13 protein-coding genes are annotated in these 17,391 nt (G+C 37.1%); all 13 read left to right on the plus strand.

What is annotated here, in order from left to right:
• Positions 1-4: 4 nt before the first annotated feature.
• The 13 genes from tssM to PX700_RS18210 all read left to right on the plus strand — a co-directional run bounded on the left by tssM (position 5) and on the right by PX700_RS18210 (position 17,360).
• On the plus strand, positions 5-3,517 hold the full coding sequence (gene tssM, locus PX700_RS18150; protein WP_479521498.1) for a type VI secretion system membrane subunit TssM: 3,513 nt from the start codon (positions 5-7) through the stop codon (positions 3,515-3,517).
• On the plus strand, positions 3,499-4,221 hold the full coding sequence (tagF, locus tag PX700_RS18155; protein WP_479521499.1) for a type VI secretion system-associated protein TagF: 723 nt from the start codon (positions 3,499-3,501) through the stop codon (positions 4,219-4,221). The genes tssM and tagF overlap by 19 nt, the downstream gene beginning before the upstream one ends.
• Positions 4,194-5,018: a PP2C family protein-serine/threonine phosphatase gene (locus PX700_RS18160; protein WP_479521500.1), complete on the plus strand. Its 825-nt coding sequence runs from the start codon at positions 4,194-4,196 to the stop codon at positions 5,016-5,018. The genes tagF and PX700_RS18160 overlap by 28 nt, the downstream gene beginning before the upstream one ends.
• 220 nt (positions 5,019-5,238) lie before the next feature.
• Positions 5,239-6,354 carry a type VI secretion system protein TssA gene (tssA, locus tag PX700_RS18165; RefSeq protein ID WP_415637313.1) on the plus strand — a complete coding sequence of 372 codons (1,116 nt, stop codon included), beginning with the start codon at positions 5,239-5,241 and terminating at the stop codon, positions 6,352-6,354.
• A gap of 16 nt (positions 6,355-6,370) precedes the next feature.
• Positions 6,371-6,874 (plus strand): type VI secretion system contractile sheath small subunit, encoded by a 504-nt coding sequence (gene tssB, locus PX700_RS18170; protein ID WP_415637312.1) that lies wholly within the window; start codon positions 6,371-6,373, stop codon positions 6,872-6,874.
• Positions 6,871-8,361 carry a type VI secretion system contractile sheath large subunit gene (tssC, locus tag PX700_RS18175; RefSeq protein ID WP_415637311.1) on the plus strand — a complete coding sequence of 497 codons (1,491 nt, stop codon included), beginning with the start codon at positions 6,871-6,873 and terminating at the stop codon, positions 8,359-8,361. The genes tssB and tssC (PX700_RS18175) overlap by 4 nt, the downstream gene beginning before the upstream one ends.
• A gap of 36 nt (positions 8,362-8,397) precedes the next feature.
• A complete protein-coding gene (tssC, locus tag PX700_RS18180) occupies positions 8,398-9,924 on the plus strand; it encodes a type VI secretion system contractile sheath large subunit (RefSeq protein WP_415637310.1) in 1,527 nt (508 codons plus the stop codon).
• A gap of 2 nt (positions 9,925-9,926) precedes the next feature.
• Positions 9,927-10,706, plus strand: a complete 780-nt coding sequence (locus PX700_RS18185; RefSeq protein ID WP_415637309.1) for a type VI secretion system accessory protein TagJ — start codon at positions 9,927-9,929, stop codon at positions 10,704-10,706.
• A 15-nt stretch (positions 10,707-10,721) separates the two neighbouring features.
• Complete coding sequence (tssE, locus tag PX700_RS18190; RefSeq protein ID WP_077535554.1) at positions 10,722-11,207, plus strand: type VI secretion system baseplate subunit TssE; 486 nt, start codon at positions 10,722-10,724, stop codon at positions 11,205-11,207.
• Positions 11,204-13,030: a type VI secretion system baseplate subunit TssF gene (gene tssF, locus PX700_RS18195; RefSeq protein ID WP_415637308.1), complete on the plus strand. Its 1,827-nt coding sequence runs from the start codon at positions 11,204-11,206 to the stop codon at positions 13,028-13,030. Before tssE ends, tssF begins: the two co-directional genes overlap by 4 nt.
• Positions 13,027-14,016 (plus strand): type VI secretion system baseplate subunit TssG, encoded by a 990-nt coding sequence (gene tssG / locus PX700_RS18200; RefSeq protein WP_415637307.1) that lies wholly within the window; start codon positions 13,027-13,029, stop codon positions 14,014-14,016. The genes tssF and tssG overlap by 4 nt, the downstream gene beginning before the upstream one ends.
• A 22-nt stretch (positions 14,017-14,038) precedes the next feature.
• A complete protein-coding gene (gene tssH, locus PX700_RS18205; RefSeq protein WP_415637306.1) occupies positions 14,039-16,642 on the plus strand; it encodes a type VI secretion system ATPase TssH in 2,604 nt (867 codons plus the stop codon).
• Positions 16,643-16,880: 238 nt separating this feature from the next.
• The gene (locus tag PX700_RS18210; RefSeq protein ID WP_077535558.1) at positions 16,881-17,360 is read left to right on the plus strand and encodes an Hcp family type VI secretion system effector; all 480 of its coding nucleotides are present in this window, start codon (positions 16,881-16,883) and stop codon (positions 17,358-17,360) included.
• The last annotated feature ends 31 nt before the right edge of the window (positions 17,361-17,391 follow it).

The following is a 17,391-nucleotide window of genomic DNA, read 5'->3' on the forward strand; positions in this document are numbered from 1 at the left end:
TGAAATGAGTTTTTCACAAAAAATAAAAAAAGTGACCTACGCACTTACATCTCGTACGGCAATGCTAGTTATTGGCTTTTTGGCTTTATCATTACTAATTTGGTTTGGTGGTCCATTAATAGCGATTGCTGAATATGTACCATTGCAAAGTATTTCTGCAAGATTATTTACCATTATATTGTTTTTATTGATTTTTTCTGTATCTAAAATTTATCGTCTTATGCAACAAAGCAAACGAGATGAAAAGATGGCTGATGAGTTAATCGATAGCAGTAGCGATAGCAATAGCTCTGAAGTAAATGAAGAAATAACTACGCTCAAAACACGAATGAATGAAGCAATCGAGCTTTTAAAAGACGTGAAGCTATTCAAGGGTAAAAGTATTTATCAATTACCTTGGTATATAATGATTGGCCCACCAGGAGCAGGTAAAACAACTGTTATCAATAACTCAGGACTTGATTATCCACTAAAAGATAAGCTTGGTGTTGATTTAGTACATGGCGTTGGCGGTACTCGTAATTGTGATTGGTGGTTCACTAATAAAGCTGTTCTTATTGATACTGCTGGGCGATACACCACGCAAAGTAGCCACGCTAAGCATGACTCTCGAGCATGGGAGGGTTTTTTAGGATTACTCCGTAAATATCGTCCTCTTAGACCTATTAATGGTGTAATGATCAGTATGGGTATTTCTGAGCTAATGAGCCAGACTAAAACTGAGAGAAACCTTCATGCTCGTGCTATTAAACAACGTCTACAAGAGTTGCAAAATCAATTAGGAATGACTTTTCCTGTTTATGTTATTTTTTCAAAAGTTGATTTGATTGAAGGTTTTAGAGAGTTCTTTGGGGAATTAACTGAGGAAGAGTGTGAGCAGGTCTGGGGTGTAACCTTTGAGCTGGATTTAGATAAAGACACGCAAGTAGAAGCTTTCAATAAGGAGTTTCATTCATTAATATCTAAGCTAACAGAAATGTTAAATCGTAGATTAATAAATGAAAGAAACGAAGAAATTCGCGCTAAAATATTTGAATTCCCAAGACAACTTCGAGTTTTACAAGGTGTAGGTGATGCATTTTTAAAAGAAATTTTTACACCAAATGCCTATGAAGAACTACCAATGTTCCGTGGCGTATATTTAACAAGTGCAACTCAAGAAGGCACACCAGCAAGCTTTCTAAATGAAGAGAATACAGGTAATTCAGGATACATTAACCAATCTAAAAGTTTTTTTATCAAGAATGTGTTGGAGGGGGTGGTATTCCCTGAGCAAAACTTAGCGAGTACGAATAAACATCACGATAAGCAAAATAAGTGGCTACGTGTGGGCAGTATATCGCTAGCGTGCGTTGCTTTATTAGGTTTTTCGACTTCGTGGTATTTCAGTTTTGCTTGGAATAGCGATTTAATATCAGCAACTGACGACGCTATTACTTCTTATCAAGAGCTTGATTCGGCATCATTTGATCGTAATAATTTACTCGTGCTAAACGATAGGCTAAAGGCTCTTAGAAATTTACCGGCGAGTAATCCTACACTTAGTGACTCTGAGGAGTCTCAATCTATAGGCTTTAACAAGCTAAATGAAATTAAAAAAGCGTCTACTCAGGCCTACGATCGTTCATTACAAACGTATTTAGAACCATTTATTGCCAGTACGCTAATTAAAGAAATGGAAGCTCACCCAGAGCACTTAAGCTATTTATATGAAACACTTAAATGTTATTTAATGCTATTCCAACCAGAGTACTTTGAAGGTGAGGATATTACTGTTTGGTTTAATGCTTATTTAGAACGAAATTTACCTGGCGATAAAAATATACAAACCCGAGTAGAGTTAATGGAGCATATTTCAACTGCACTTGAGAACGGTATTAGCCAAACTGAGGTTAATAATCAGGCCGTGCGTGTTGCAAGAGCTGAGTTAACTAAGCTACCTATTGCTGAAAGAGCATATCAACGTCTACAAGCTGATTTCCTAGATAGTAGCATTCCACCGTTTAGGTTGACTGATATTATTAGCTTTGAAAGTGCACAAAAGTTTACTTTTAGAAATAATGGTGAGCTAACAAGAAGTATTCCTGGGCTTTATACCTTTAATGGCTTTCACGGCATTTTTAATGTTGAGAAAAGTAAAATGCTTGGCAATCTGATGGCTAGTAGCTGGGTTTATGGTGAAGAAGCAACGGGTACATATGATATTTCTAAAGATGAAATTGAGAAGAAACTAGAGCAGCGCTATTTTCAAGATTACATTTATTTCTGGCAATCATTTATTGATGATTTGAGCTTGAATCAATACAGTTCTCCTGCTGAAGGAGTTAATATTACTGACGTTTTAGCGGGTTCAGAAGCACCAATTAAAAACATTATTACCGCAGTTCAAAAAAATGTTCAGTTAACTAAACTACCCGTTTCTGACAATCAAAAAGCAGCCGGCAAGGTTGTTGCTAATGCTGCCGAGATTGCGATGCAAACTAAGGCTAATCGTATTAAACGATTTTTACCTGACGAAGCGCCTAAGTTTGATATTAAATTACCAGGCCATCAGGTAGAAGAAGCGTTTGAAGAAGTAATAAAAATTGATGCTCAGCAATTAGATAATATCCAAAAAAATCTAAGAGAATTAAATGTTTACTTAACTAAACTTGATAGGGGCGATCAATTAAAATCCTCAATTAAAGACCAAATCAGTGGCAAAAGTAAGCCAAGCTTTATTCGTCAATTGGAGTTTCAAAGTCGCGATTTACCTTACCCGTTCAATAGCTGGCTGTTGGACATAAGTAGAGATACGAGCAATATAACCAAAAATAGTGCTAACAGACATTTAAACGAGATGTGGAAAAGCAAGGTTTTACGTGAGTATAACGCAGCTATTGTTGGTCGTTACCCATTCTCACCATACGCTGATAAAGAAGTGAATATGAAAGATTTCACGCGATTCTTTGGGCCAGATGGAACAATAGATAGCTTTTATACCAATTATATTGCACCAAGCGTAGATATGAGCTCTAGCCCATGGAAATTTGAAAAAGACATAGGGATAAGCCAAGACACATTAGCTATGTTTGAACTTGCAAATCAGATTCAGACTGTCTTTTTTGACGGCGGTAGCGCAACACCACGAATCGAATTTGGTCTCAAACCTTTAGAATTGGATCGTACAATTTCTAGTTTTATGCTTGAAATTGACGGACAATCAATGACTTACAGGCATGGTCCGCTAAGGGTTACAAATTTTGTATGGCCAGGTGCAAGTGGGCAGAGCAAAACACGAGTGGTGTTTACCCCACCAAGTGGCGGGCGTTCTATAAATACGACATATCAAGGTGAGTGGTCGTTGTACCGTATGTTAGATGAGCTAAGTGCTAAAAGAGCCAAAACACGTGAAGATTTAAAACTACATTTTTCACTCATGGGTAACAATGCGAAAGTTGAGTTATTACCTAAATCAATCAGACATCCATTTTGGAATAAAAGTGTAGAGAAGTTTTCATGTCCGACCCGATTATAAATATAGGCTATCTTGGCAAAGTCCCTAGTTTAGGTGACTTTGTTCAAGATAATGTATCGAAAGAGTTTTCTGAACACTGGGAGCAATGGCTGCAAGCAGCCATTGCTGTAAGCAAAGAGCAGCTCGGCGAAGTATGGCAAGACAATTATTTAACAGGCCCTGTATGGCACTTTGCTTTATCACCCAATATTGTGGGTGATAAAGGGGTTATGGGTACATTACTTCCGAGTATGGATGCGGTAGGCCGTCATTATCCCTTTACCGTGGCAAGTACTTTAGAATATGCACCTATCGATGTTTTAAACTCAGGTGTTTTCTCTTTAGAGTATGAAGATATTGTACTCAAAGTGCTTGATGGCTCAGTTGATTTATTTTCATGGCGCAAAGAAGTAGCAAAAACATTAAGCTGTATACCAGGAGTTAAAAAGCAGGTTAGCTTTTTAAATTCGGTTGATAAAAATAAGAGTGCAGAAGCATTTGAATTTTCTGGGGACGAGCTATCCGGTCAAGTTCTTCAAGAAGCTATGCATGCATTACTATATAAAAAGCATGGTGATTACAGCATTTGGTGGACCCATGGTTCTTGTAATATAAAGCCTATGGTACTTATTACTCCTGGTTTACCAGCCGTAAATCAAGTGGCAGCTATGCTAGATGGAAGGTGGAAACACTGGGAATGGAATTACACACAGGTAAAAAAATAGTGATTAGTAAGTTTAGTACAAGTTATGCAATTACCCATCGCGGCGCTGTTAGGCAACTTAACGAAGATGCACATGTAGAGATAAACAGCCACAATTTGTGGGTTGTTGCTGACGGTATGGGAGGACATGAGGCCGGAGAAGTTGCAAGCCAACTTGTTGTTGATGTAATAAGAGCAAAAGTTGAAGAGCTACCACTCGAAATGCTTGAAGTAGCACATATTGTAGGCGCCATTGAAGATGCTAATAAGCAATTAAATGAATACAGTGCTCAGTATCTTGGTAGTAAAACAGCTGGGAGTACGGTTACTGCATTATTCGTTAAAGATAATAAGTATCACGTACTGTGGGTTGGTGATAGCCGAGCTTATATGCTTCGAGGTGGGAAGCTTCAGCAAATCTCTAGAGATCATAGTCAGGTGAATGATCTAATTGATGAAGGTATCATTTCGGTAGAAGAAGCTAGGACTCACCCGTTATCAAATGTGATTACACGCGCTGTTGGAGTAACGACTGAAGTTGAGGTCGATATTATTCAAAACGAAGTGAGAAAAGGCGATATATTTTTGCTTTGTTCAGATGGTCTTACGGGGGAATTATCAGATGAAGATATATGCCTATCGTTAGAGCCTAGCAGTATTATTGATTCAGGAATGGCATTGATGCACTCATCTTTAGTCAGGGGAGCAAGAGATAATGTAACGTGTATTTTGATTAAATATGATGAGGATCGAGTTGGAGATAATTTAGAAACATTCAACATTCAAGATGAAGCTACAATACCTCTGTTTTCTAAATAGCCATATTACAATATGAATTTGATTTAGTTTATTATATTTTATTTTTTACTTTAGTTGTGTTTATTAACTAAAAAGTATAATAACATTTAATTATTTATATAAAGGCAATAATTAAGGTTTAAACTCAATTGTAACTAGGCTTGTAATTTATTATAAAAAATGTAATATAAAATGCGCCTCGTTTTACTGAGGTTTTATGGATAATTATTAGGACGACGGAATGTTTTTATTAGACGAATATATCTCCCCTATTTCGGATACTGAGTTTGCAGGAATTGATCCTCGCTCTGATGTGTCTCCTACGTCCACATATTACGCATTGAAAGATTTAAGGAATCAATTAAGAGCGGCAGAAAGAAATGCTTTAGTTGATGAGCAAGGTATAGCCTCTTTATCACGTGACTGGTTACCTTTGCTTGAGCAATGCAGTAAGGCAATTAAAACCGAAAGTAAAGATATTGAATATATAGCTTGGCTCATAGAGGCCCTGTGTCGTATTCACGGGTTTAAAGGTCTAGCGTTTGGTTTTAATGTAGCTCATAGTTTAATTGAAAATCATTTTGAATCACTTTATCCAACGTTAGATGACGATGATGAAATTTCAGATAAAGTATCTGCACTAGCCGGTTTAAATGGTGCTGCTGGTGAAGGTACTTTAATTATACCTATAAAGAGTATTTATCTTACAGATAGCGTAAGTATCGACTCTTTCTCTTTTTGGGAATATCAACAAGGTTATGACATATCACGCTTAAGTGACGATAAACGAGCAAAGAAAATTACTCAAGGCTCAGTTGATTTTGAAATAATTGAAAAGAGTGCGGCAGAGACAAGCACCGAATTTTTTGTTTCACTTAAACGAGATATAGAAAAAACAATTGAACAGTTTTCAATACTCAGTGACGTAATGGATAAAGCAACGGGGCAACCCCAACCAACGTCGAGTATTAAGCAAGCGCTTGAAGTCAGCTTGGCTGCTGTGAATCATGTTGCAGCAGATAAGCTTGAAGCGGCTGAGAAAGCGCTCGCTGAAAATAAGAAAGAAGAAGAAATTGAATTGAAATATGATGACGTTGAATCGACAGCAACAGTGGTTGAAAAAGCGAATCATCACGAGATAAATTCAAGAGAGAATGCGATAAATAAATTGAAAGAGATTGCTCTATTTTTTAGAAATACAGAGCCTCACTCACCAATGTCGTACACCATAGAACAAGTAATTCGATGGAGCGAATTATCGCTGCCTGAATTATTAAACGAATTAATTACAGATAGTGATGCTAGGACTGGGTACTTTAAGTTGTCTGGCATTAAAATCAGCGAAACTGAAACATAGGTAAAAGGAGTTCTCAATGAGTATCCATGATAAATTAAAACGAGTTCGTAAACCGAGAGTACACATCACTTATGATGTAGAAACGGAAGGCGCAGAGGTAAAGAAAGAATTACCATTTGTTGTTGGTGTAATGGGAGATTTCTCAGGAGATAATACCGATGCTTTGAAGCCTCTTAAAGACAGACGATTTATACAAATAGATCGCGACAGTTTTAATGACGTTTTAAAGCGTATGAGCCCATCTCTTAGCTGGAAGGTAGAAAATACGTTAACGGATGATGGCTCTGAATTTCAAGTCGACCTTAGTTTTAAATCGATAGAAGACTTTGAGCCAGCTGCCGTTGTGAATCAAGTAGAGCCATTACGTAAGCTAATGGAAACAAGAAATAAACTACGTGATTTAATGACTAAAATAGATCGTTCAGAAGAGCTAGAAAACGTATTAGAAGAAGTACTAAGTAATACGGCTAGCTTAGACTCTATAGCGAAAGATTTAAAATTAGAGGAGACTGAAAAATGAGTACTGAACAATTAGGTACAGAACTTGAGTCTACTTCTGAAGTAAGTTCTTCACTTTTAGAACAAGCTATCGGCGCAACTAAACAAACAGATGCAAGCCGCGCTGAAGAGTTACTTAAAACACTAACAGAAGAAGCATTAAAAGGTACTGTTCAGTGGAATAAAAACATGACAGTGACGTTTAATGAAGCTATCCAGTTAATCGATCAAAAAATATCGAAACAGCTTAGTGTTGTTATGCACAGTGAAGAATTTCAGAAGCTTGAAGGTTCATGGCGTGGTTTACACCATCTTGTAATGAATTCTGAAACTAGCGGCACTCTTAAAATTCGTGTTTTGAACATGAAAAAGAAAGAGCTCCATAAAGATTTAAGTAAAGCGGTTGAATTTGATCAAAGCCAGACTTTTAAGAAAATATATGAGTCTGAATTTGGAACGCCTGGTGGCGAACCATACGGAACTATTGTAGGTGACTTTGAGTTTACTAACCATCCAGAAGATGTTGAAACGCTTGGCTTAATGTCTAATGTTGCCGCAGCTGGCTTCTGCCCATTTATTGCTGCATCATCACCTTCGTTGTTTGGTTTTGATAACTGGGAGGAGCTAACAAAACCTCGCGATTTAGAAAAAGTTTTTGAATCGCTAGAATATACAAAATGGCGTTCATTTAGAGATAGCGATGATTCACGCTTTGTATCATTAACTATGCCTCGCTTCTTATCTCGACTACCATATGGTGCAGCGTCTAAACCAGTAGAAGAGTTTAACTACGAAGAGTTTGAAGTTGAGCCTAAAGCGGGTCGTTCAGTTAGTACTGAAAATAAAGACTACTGCTGGAGTAATGCAGCCTATGCTATGGCTACTAATATGACAAAAGCCTTTGCTCAATACGGTTTTTGTACTGCTATTCGAGGTGCTGAAGGTGGCGGTAAAGTAGAAGGCCTTCCAACGCATATATTTACAAGTGATGATGGTGATCCTGATTTAAAATGCCCTACTGAAATCGGTATTACAGACCGTCGTGAAGCGGAGCTGAGCAAATTAGGTTTCTTACCACTTTGTCACTATAAAAACACGGATTACGCTGTTTTCTTTGGCGGACAAAGTTGCCAAAAGCCAAAGATATACTCTACGCCAGATGCAACTGCAAATGCCGCTATTTCTGCTCGTCTTCCTTATTTAATGGCAACATCTCGTTTTGCCCATTATCTTAAAGTTATGGCGCGCGATAAAATAGGCAGCTTTATGGAAGCTGAGGACGTTGAATCTTGGTTAAACCGTTGGATCCTGTCATATGTGAATGCAACAGAGGGTGGTGGTCAAGATATTAGAGCACGCTACCCATTAGCAGATGCAAAAGTATCTGTTAAAGAAATCCCAGGCCAGCCAGGTGCTTATAATGCGGTTGCTTGGTTAAAGCCATGGTTACAAATGGAAGAGCTTACTTCTTCTTTACGCCTTGTTGCTAAAATACCTGAGATTGGTTAATAAACTAATCTCAAGCGTTAAGGATAATGCAGTAGAATGAATCACGAAGAGTTTTCATTTATAAATCAAGATATTGCTTTTCAACAAAAAGCACAGTCTCGAATAAGTGATAATGATGCTTTGCTTGATAGATTTTTGAACGAAAAAAATCTAGATAAAGCATTATTATTATGGCTTGAAGGCTCTTCTGATTCACCTATTTCATGGAATAAGGAATCTATAGGTCCCTACCTACAACGTATAATAGTTGAGTTAGATCAACAAATATCTAATCAATTAAACACGATTATCCACGCAAAAAAATTTCAAAAGTTAGAAGCCAGCTGGCGTAATTTATGGTGGCTTTTGCTGCAAAGTGAGCAGTACGACAAAGAAAATAAAGTAAAAGTAAAATTATTAAATTGCGACTGGGTAACATTATCAAAAGACGTAAATAAAGCGATTGATTTTGACCAAAGTTTGTTTTTTCAATTACTTTATCAAAGCGAATTTGATAGTGCTGGAGGAGAACCTTTTGGGGTTGTTATTGGCGATTATGAAATAACCAATAGTTGTTCTGAAGGCACAACTCATAACGATATCGATACCATTAAAGAAATTTCAAGAACTGCGGCTGCTGCTTTTTCTCCCTTTATCTGCTCTGCTTCAGCTAATCTGTTTGGCGCTGATAGCTTTTCAGATTTAGGTTACTATTCAAGCCTTTTTGATCATTTTGAGCAGCCAGAATACGTAAAATGGCAAAGTTTTAGAAAAATGGAAGAGTCTCGATTTGTTGGATTCACATTACCGCATGTATTGGTAAGACCCCCTTACAGCAATGATGGGAAACGCCATCAAGATTTCTATTTTAAAGAACAAACAACGAACCCTGAGACTGATATGCTTTGGGGAAACGCTGCTTATCAGTTTGTATCAACAATAATAAGAGCATATTGTGAAAGTGGTTGGTTTGGTCATATTCGTGGTATAGAACCAGGGAAAGTTTCTAAGGGGTTAGTCACCGGGCTTGCTCGAGATAGTTTCGCTAATGATACCTATCAGAAAGAGGCAAAACCGCCTTTAGATTTACTGGTAACCAGTAAATTAGAAAAGCAATTTTCTGAGCTTGGGTTTATTCCAGCATCGTCTGTAACAAATACTGAGCATATTGTTTTTTATAGTAATGCATCGGTTCAAAAAACAATAAACTACGATTCAAATGCTGCGAATATAAATGCGCGTTTATCATCGATGCTGCAGTATATTTTATGTGTTTCTCGATTTGCGCATTATTTAAAACTATTAGCACGTGACAGAGTTGGTTCTTATAGTACAGCTCAAGCTTGTGAACGTGATTTACAAGCTTGGATAAATAACTATACTACGGCGTCGGATTCCGCTTCTGAGCATATTAGAAGCAAGTACCCATTGAGTAATGCTAGAATAAAAGTTAGTGAAAACAAAGCTAATCCTGGTCACTACTTTTCTGTCTTGCAGTTACAGCCACATTTTCAATTAGATCAAATGGTCTCTAGTATTAAATTAATTACAGAGCTCAGTCCTCATCATAAAATAAAGGAATAGTCATGAAAAAAATACATAGTTTAATTCGCGAGGGTAAACTTACTGATGCATTATCTTGGTGCGCAACACAATTAAAAGATGAGCCTTTAAACTTTGATATAAGAAGTATTTATGCTGAGTTACTTTGCATCAATGGCGAGCTGGAAAAAGCGGATAAGCAATTAGACTTTATGGTTCAGAAAAACCCAGAGTTTGCGGTGGGTGCAGTTAACCTTCGCCACTTAATTAGAGCACAGCAATCAAGAGTTGATTTTTATCAAGGTAAAGGCATCCCTAAGTTATTTCATGAAGCGGATGAGCTTGATACTTTATTTTTAAAAATGCATATGGCTTTACTCGAAGGTGAGATTGATGAAGCAGGTAAATTAGCAAAAGAAATGGAATTGCTAAGAATTGAAACGTCTCAAGATAGCGACTTTATAGTGAGAGATCTTGATGACAGCCTAGCACCATATCTAGAAGTTTTAGGCACTAATGGTGAGTTTTATTTAGCAAACTTCAATGAGATAGAAACATTAAAAGTAGAGCCAAACGCATCGCTACTAGAAAGTATCTGGCTAAGAGTTGAAATTACTATTAAAAATGACGGCCCATCAGGTACTGCACATTTACCACTTGTATACGCAAATGCAGATACAGAATTAGAAAAGCTAGGACAGGTTTCTGATTGGGTAGATCTCAAAGAAGAATTCACTATAGGTAAAGGGATGAAAATGCTATTTGTTAACGACGAAGCGATTACTATCCCAAATTTAAAAATAAACGTGTTCGAAAGCGTTTAAACCATTTAAACCATTATGATTGAACATAAGCAGCAGCTTCAAGCATCTATTATCGATAGACTTATCGACGATGAGCCAGACTTTCAAGATGCGCCTTCTCGTACAGAAGGTATTACTATTAGTGAGCTAAGAAACAATGTACGAAGGGATATAGAAGCGTTGCTTAATGCAAGGATTCAATGGCATACCTGGCCATCGCAATATAATGAGTTAGCAACATCTTGCTTGTCATACGGTCTGCCAGATTTTTCAAGTATGTCCGTAAGCTCTCACGAAGGGCGAACATTATTGTGTGAAACCGTTAGGGACACCATTTTAAAATTTGAGCCGCGATTTCTTGAAGTTGAGGTGTTTACAGATGAAGAAGTACCTGTAAACAGAGTGCTCAATTTACGTATAAATGCGCTCTTGTATGCGGACCCTGAACCTGAATTTATCAGTTTTGACTCTGAGGTTGAGCCTGTTAACTTAGGTATGAAGATTATTGAGGCATCTTTATGAACGATGAATTATTGAAATATTACAATCGTGAATTAGCATTTGTGCGTCATTTAGGTAAAGACTTTGCCGATAAATATCCAAAAGTAGCTGGGCGTTTAAAGCTTAGTGAAGATCACATTGAAGACCCTCATGTATCAAGGTTAATTGAATCATTTGCCTTTTTAACAGCTAATATCAGGCAAAAATTAGATGACAGCTTTCCTGAATTAACAGATGCTTTATTAGGGCAAATGTTTCCTGATTACCAAGCGCCGATCCCTTCAATGTCGATAGTAAAGTTGGAAGCAGAAAATTTATCGACAACAGGTATAATCATTCCAAAAGCGAGTGAAGTAGAAACTAATGTAGAGTCGATGAAACAATGTAAATTTCAGACTTGCTACGAAACGTATTTATGGCCCGTAGAAATTACAAATGCTCAGTTTGATAACAGCCCATTTATTGCACCTAAACCACGTTGGCATGAAAAAGCGAAATCTATATTTAAGTTAGAATTAACAGGTGAGTACGAAGGTGTATCGCTTGCTGAAACGGGGCTCGAAAAACTAAGAATATTTATAAATGGGCAATGGCATCATACTCTAAAAGTGTATGAGTTATTGTTTAAGCATTGTATAGGCATTGCTTTTGATAATGGTGAAGAGGGAATTAAATATTTATCCAAGAGTCAGCTAAAGGCCGTTGGATTCAATTCAAATGAAGCTGTTGTCCCATACTCTCAGCGCTCGTCTGCAGGCTATCGTTTATTAGTTGAAAACTTTACTTTTCCAGAGAAATTTAGATTTTTTGAATTAGAGGGAATAAAGTCATCTCTTCCAAAAAAATCTAATCAGTGTAATGTTTATTTTTATCTTGATACAGAGTCAGTAGAGCTTGAAAAGCAAGTTGATAAAGATATGTTTTTGCTTGGTTGCACACCAATCATTAACTTATTTGAACAAGAGCTGGAGCCAATACGACCTGAAATAAGTGAGTATGAATATAAATTAACACCCCGTTATATGGATTCAGAGATATCAGAAGTAATTGGCCTCACTGAAGTGATTGCTTTTGATCATAAAGGTAATAAGCAGGTAGTGTCTCCTTTTTATGGGCAAACACACCCTAAGTATCATGGTCATGCTGATTTATTTTGGCATATACGTAGAGAAACGGCCTCATGGGCAGGTGGCTATGTTGAATCCGGAACCGAAACATTTTTGTCGCTAGTCGATGCTACATTCGAAAATACCGCAATGGAGTATGGTGAAGGGAATACTGTTTTAACAGTACGTGCAAATTGTAGTAATCGTAACTTACCTGCAAGTATGCCTTTTGGTGATGATGAGCTGGGCTTATCGATCCCCGAGCGTGGCGATGTTATTAAAAAGATTCGCTGCTTGATCCCTTTTACTCACGCTGTTCGACCTATTTTGGCGGATGCGACGAGATGGCAGTTAGTAAATCATCTAACGCTTGATACGTTTAGTGGTGATGATGCATGCAGTAAGCTCAAAGAGGTATTGCGACTTTATGATTTTAGGGCCTCACCGCAAACGAAAGGCATGATTGATAATATTTATAGAGTGTTAATTTCGCCTTCAACAGCAAGGGTTGTGCAAAGTGGTAGAGTGAGCTTTGCTACAGGAAGTGATATTGAGATTACCTTTGCAAATGATGACTTTTCTGGCAGTGGTATGTTTTTCTTTGCGTCTATATTGGATCATTTTTTCGCACAATTCTCCGCTATAAATAGTTTTACGCGGGTTAGTCTTCGCTTAAAAGAACAAGAGCAAATTTATTATCAATGGCCGGCGAGAGTGGGTGATAGTCCTCTTTTATGATTAAACATATTATTTCTCAAGCATCGCAGATCGACTTTTATAAAGCGGTTTTCATTATTGAAAACCAGCTTAAAAAACAGGGTTTAGAGCACCGCCATGTTGGTTACGATAGTAGCCCCAAACAAGAGTTAATTAAATTCACATCAACTCAAAAGTTTGGTTATCCAGGTAATGCAATTACTAAATTAGAAGAAACCAGCTATGAAGATGGTTTACATAAAGTCACGATGCAGGTTTCTTTTATGGGGCTAACGGGTTGTTCAGGCGCTTTACCGCAGTTTTATAGCGAACTGGTTATGCAGCGTTTGAGATACAAAGACACGACCATGCGTGATTTTTATGACATGTTTAATCATCGTCTAATTTCATTATATTACAGGGCGTGGAAAAAATATAAACCAGCGCTTAATCATATTAACAAAGATAAAAATAAAGACTCTTATACACAAATTTTAGGCTTGTTAAGTGGAGGTTATAATGAGCACCAGCTTCATTTTTCTGGTTTATATAGTCGAAAAATTAGAAACGCCTCTGATCTAAAAAACATTTTAACCTCTTATTTAGAGTGTAACGTTCAGATTAAGCAAATGGTTGGGCAGTGGCATAAGTTGCGATTACAAGAACAAACATGCTTAGCCAGCCAAGTACTCTATGAAGGGCAACATGCTCGTTTGGGCGTTGATACCGTTATTGGTAAGCAAGTGTGGGATATATCATCAAATATAGAAGTTCATATTTCTTGCGATGATCCACTTAAAACTAAATTACTGCTACCCAGCGGTAGTTTGTTTAAATTGACCAATAAAATAATAAAAGATTATGTGGGAAATACAGTTCAGTTTCGTTTAGTAATTGAAGCTAACTTCCAAGATTTAGAGGCAACAAAACTGTCGAATAATGATTATCAACTTGGTGCAAATAGTTTTTTGAGTGCACGTAAAAACAAGTTAACAACACACCCTACTAAGTTATCGTTTAAAGGATAATTAAAATTAAAAGGAACAGCGTATGTCTTCGATGACACTGAATAAGCTAGTTGAGAAATTAAGTCCTGATTGTAGAAAAAGTCTAGAAGCGGCTGTTTCTATTTGTAATAGTCGCAGTCATTTTACTGTCGAGTTGGAGCACTGGTTACTAGCCATGATTGAGCAAAAGCTAGATGACGTTAGGCTCATATTTGGATCATTTGATATCGATATTGATAAGGTTCAACAAGATTTGAACCAGTCATTAGAGTCTTTGAAAACTGGCAGTGAATCATCGCCTAGCCTATCGGTTCATGTTACTAGTTTATTAAAACAATCTTGGCTAAGTACCAGTATAGAGTTTACCGATAACCAAATTCGTAGTGCTTATGTTATTTATACGTTAACAAAAGACGATACGCTTTCAAGCTTAGTAACTCGTTGTAGCAAGCTGTTTAATAAAATTGAACCTGGTCAGCTTTTACATGCGTGGCCAGAAATAGTTGCGCAGTCAGAAGAGCGTAATCAGTCTGTACAAAGTGCAACAACACAGACTAATTTAAATTCTAAAACCCCGAGTCTTGATCAATTTACCGTAGATTTAACTGCGCAAGCACTTGAAGGTAAAATTGACCCTATTATAGGACGCGACTTCGAAATTCGTCAAATGGTTGACATTTTAACTAGACGTCGTCAAAACAACCCAATACTTACCGGTGAAGCAGGGGTTGGTAAAACAGCGGTGGTTGAAGGTCTTGCACTTAGAATTGCACAAAAAGATGTTCCAGCTGTATTGCAAAATGTAAAAATTCATAGTTTAGATTTGGCTTTACTACAAGCGGGAGCAGGGATGAAAGGCGAATTTGAGAACCGTCTAAAATCTTTAATCAATGAAGTGAAAAATGCAATTAACCCGGTAATTCTATTTATTGACGAAGCACATACTATGATTGGTAGTGGTGGAGCTGCAGGGCAAAACGACGCAGCTAACTTATTAAAGCCTGCATTAGCGCGAGGCGAACTGCGCACAATTGCAGCGACGACATGGGCGGAATACAAAAAGTTTTTCGAAAAAGACGCAGCACTTACACGCCGTTTCCAAGTGGTCAAGGTTGAAGAGCCAACACCAGAGAAAGCAGTGGCTATGCTACGTGGATTAGTGCCGGTGATGGAGCGTCATCATAAGGTATTTATTTCTGAGCAAGCACTAGAGAGCGCGGTGCATTTGTCTCATCGCTACATAACAGCAAGGCAATTACCCGATAAAGCGGTTGCATTACTTGATACGGCTTGCGCACGTGTTGCGATGAGCCAAGCATCTACACCAAGTACAATTGAACAGTTTGTAAATAGATTGAGTGAAATAGAAACGCAAGTATTGATGCTAAATCGAGAGCAAAAAACAGGTTTAGATCATTCACAACAACTAAACACCTTAAAAGCAGAATTGGTAGATATAGAAACCCAGCTTTTACCACTTAATGAACAATTTAAAGTAGAAAAAGAAATTGTTATTGAGCTTAATGAAGCCCTTCAATCAATTAATGCTGAAGATGATAGCTCAACAAATGAAATGCTTGATAAGTTAAAAGAAAGTAAGCAAAAGCTTGCCTCATTTGAACACAATATGGTGCATTGGCAGGTTGACGAAGAGTTAATTGCACAGGTTATTTCTGACTGGACAGGTATTCCCGTTGGTAAAATGCATGAAGATGAAATTCACGGTATTTTAAATCTAGCAAATCAAATGCAGCAGCGTGTGGTGGGGCAAGATCATGCATTGGACTTAATTGCTAAGGTTGTACAAACATCCCGTGCTCACTTAGCTGATGAAAGCCGTCCAAACGGTATATTTATGCTCGCCGGGCCTAGTGGTGTTGGTAAAACTGAGACAGCTCTTTCATTGGCTCAAGAAGTTTACGGCAGTGAGGAAAACGTCACTATAATTAATATGTCGGAGTTTAAAGAAGAGCACAAAGTCTCTTTATTACTTGGTTCACCTCCAGGTTATGTAGGTTATGGCGAAGGAGGAATTTTAACCGAAGCCGTAAGAAGAAAACCTTATAGTGTAGTATTGCTAGATGAAATGGAAAAAGCACATCCAGGTGTTCAGGATATTTTTTATCAAGTATTTGATAAAGGTACAATTAAAGACGGTGAAGGACGAGACATCGACTTTAAAAATACAATAATTATCATGACTTCAAACGTGGGTACCGATACCACTATGAGTTTATTTGAAGATGAAGAAAGTCAGCCAAGTATTAAAGGTTTATTAAAAGCCTTACAAGATGATTTACTAGCTTCATTTAAGCCCGCATTTTTAGGAAGAATAAACGTCATACCGTATATTCCGTTAAGTGATGATATTTTAACTAAAATTGCTGCTCTTCAAATAAATAAAATAATTAAGCGTGTTAAAAAGCATTATAATACTGAGTTAATTTATAATAATGATGTGATTGAGTATATTATTTCTAATTGTCAAAATGCAGGCTCAGGAGCACGTAATATTCACACTATCTTGCAAAATAGAGTGTTGCCATTATTATCTGAAACTTTACTTTCTAGTATGATTGAAAGCAAAAAAATTAGTAATATAACCTTGATGGTTAAAGATAATGAATTTAAACTTGAGCTTAATTAAAGTTAATTTGAAATAACTTGTTATTAAGGTTGTTTCTTTAGTGTTAGAACATTATAATTTTAGCGTCTAATATAAATAAATGGAATTTTTGAGACATTGTCTTCATCTAAGGAAAGGAATTAGAAGGCCTTTTCATTGCTGTATTAAAGATAATGGTTTCAAAGGAGTTTTGGTATAAACCAAAGTAAAAAATCCAGTGTTAATGGATAAATTGTTTAATAAAAAGGAGCATTATCGAATGCAAGCAAATACATATTTAAAGTACGGTTCAATCAAAGGCGAAACTACAGCTGAGTCTTTCAAAGATTTAATTACAGTTTTATCATTAGATTGGAACGTAAGCCGTGAAATTAGCTCTGCCACTGGTACAGCTATGGATCGTGAATCTAGCTCTACTCGTTTAGGCGACGTAACAATTACTAAACTTCAAGATAAAGCATCTCCGGATCTTTTCAAAGAAGCGACTATTGGTAAAGGTTTACCAGCTATTTTCCATATCACTAAACAAGGTGATAAAGTAGAAGAAATCATGAAAATCGAACTAACAGATGCGATGATTTCTAGCTACTCGGTATCAGTACAAAACGATCGTCCAATTGAAACTATCACTATCAGCTACACAGAAATGATGATGACAGTGACACCTACAGACGACCAAAATAACATTACTGCGCCACTAGTATATGGTTACAGCGGTGTTAAAGGTCAACAAATGTAATATTTGTTGTCTAATAATGGCTCTGGGCTTT

It is taken from the genome of Pseudoalteromonas sp. TP27, from assembly GCF_056470645.1.

Excerpts from the sequence above, each read along its gene's own strand:
- tssC (WP_415637311.1), top strand. The coding sequence starts at position 6,871 with ATGAGTACTGAACAATTAGGTACAGAACTTGAGTCTACTTCTGAAGTA.
- tssC (WP_415637310.1), top strand. The coding sequence starts at position 8,398 with ATGAATCACGAAGAGTTTTCATTTATAAATCAAGATATTGCTTTTCAA.
- tssF (WP_415637308.1), top strand. The coding sequence starts at position 11,204 with ATGAACGATGAATTATTGAAATATTACAATCGTGAATTAGCATTTGTG.
- tssB (WP_415637312.1), top strand. The coding sequence starts at position 6,371 with ATGAGTATCCATGATAAATTAAAACGAGTTCGTAAACCGAGAGTACAC.
- tssM (WP_479521498.1), top strand. The coding sequence starts at position 5 with ATGAGTTTTTCACAAAAAATAAAAAAAGTGACCTACGCACTTACATCT.
- PX700_RS18160 (WP_479521500.1), top strand. The coding sequence starts at position 4,194 with ATGGAATTACACACAGGTAAAAAAATAGTGATTAGTAAGTTTAGTACA.
- PX700_RS18185 (WP_415637309.1), top strand. The coding sequence starts at position 9,927 with ATGAAAAAAATACATAGTTTAATTCGCGAGGGTAAACTTACTGATGCA.
- tagF (WP_479521499.1), top strand. The coding sequence starts at position 3,499 with ATGTCCGACCCGATTATAAATATAGGCTATCTTGGCAAAGTCCCTAGT.
- tssE (WP_077535554.1), top strand. The coding sequence starts at position 10,722 with ATGATTGAACATAAGCAGCAGCTTCAAGCATCTATTATCGATAGACTT.
- PX700_RS18210 (WP_077535558.1), top strand. The coding sequence starts at position 16,881 with ATGCAAGCAAATACATATTTAAAGTACGGTTCAATCAAAGGCGAAACT.
- tssG (WP_415637307.1), top strand. The coding sequence starts at position 13,027 with ATGATTAAACATATTATTTCTCAAGCATCGCAGATCGACTTTTATAAA.
- tssA (WP_415637313.1), top strand. The coding sequence starts at position 5,239 with ATGTTTTTATTAGACGAATATATCTCCCCTATTTCGGATACTGAGTTT.
- tssH (WP_415637306.1), top strand. The coding sequence starts at position 14,039 with ATGTCTTCGATGACACTGAATAAGCTAGTTGAGAAATTAAGTCCTGAT.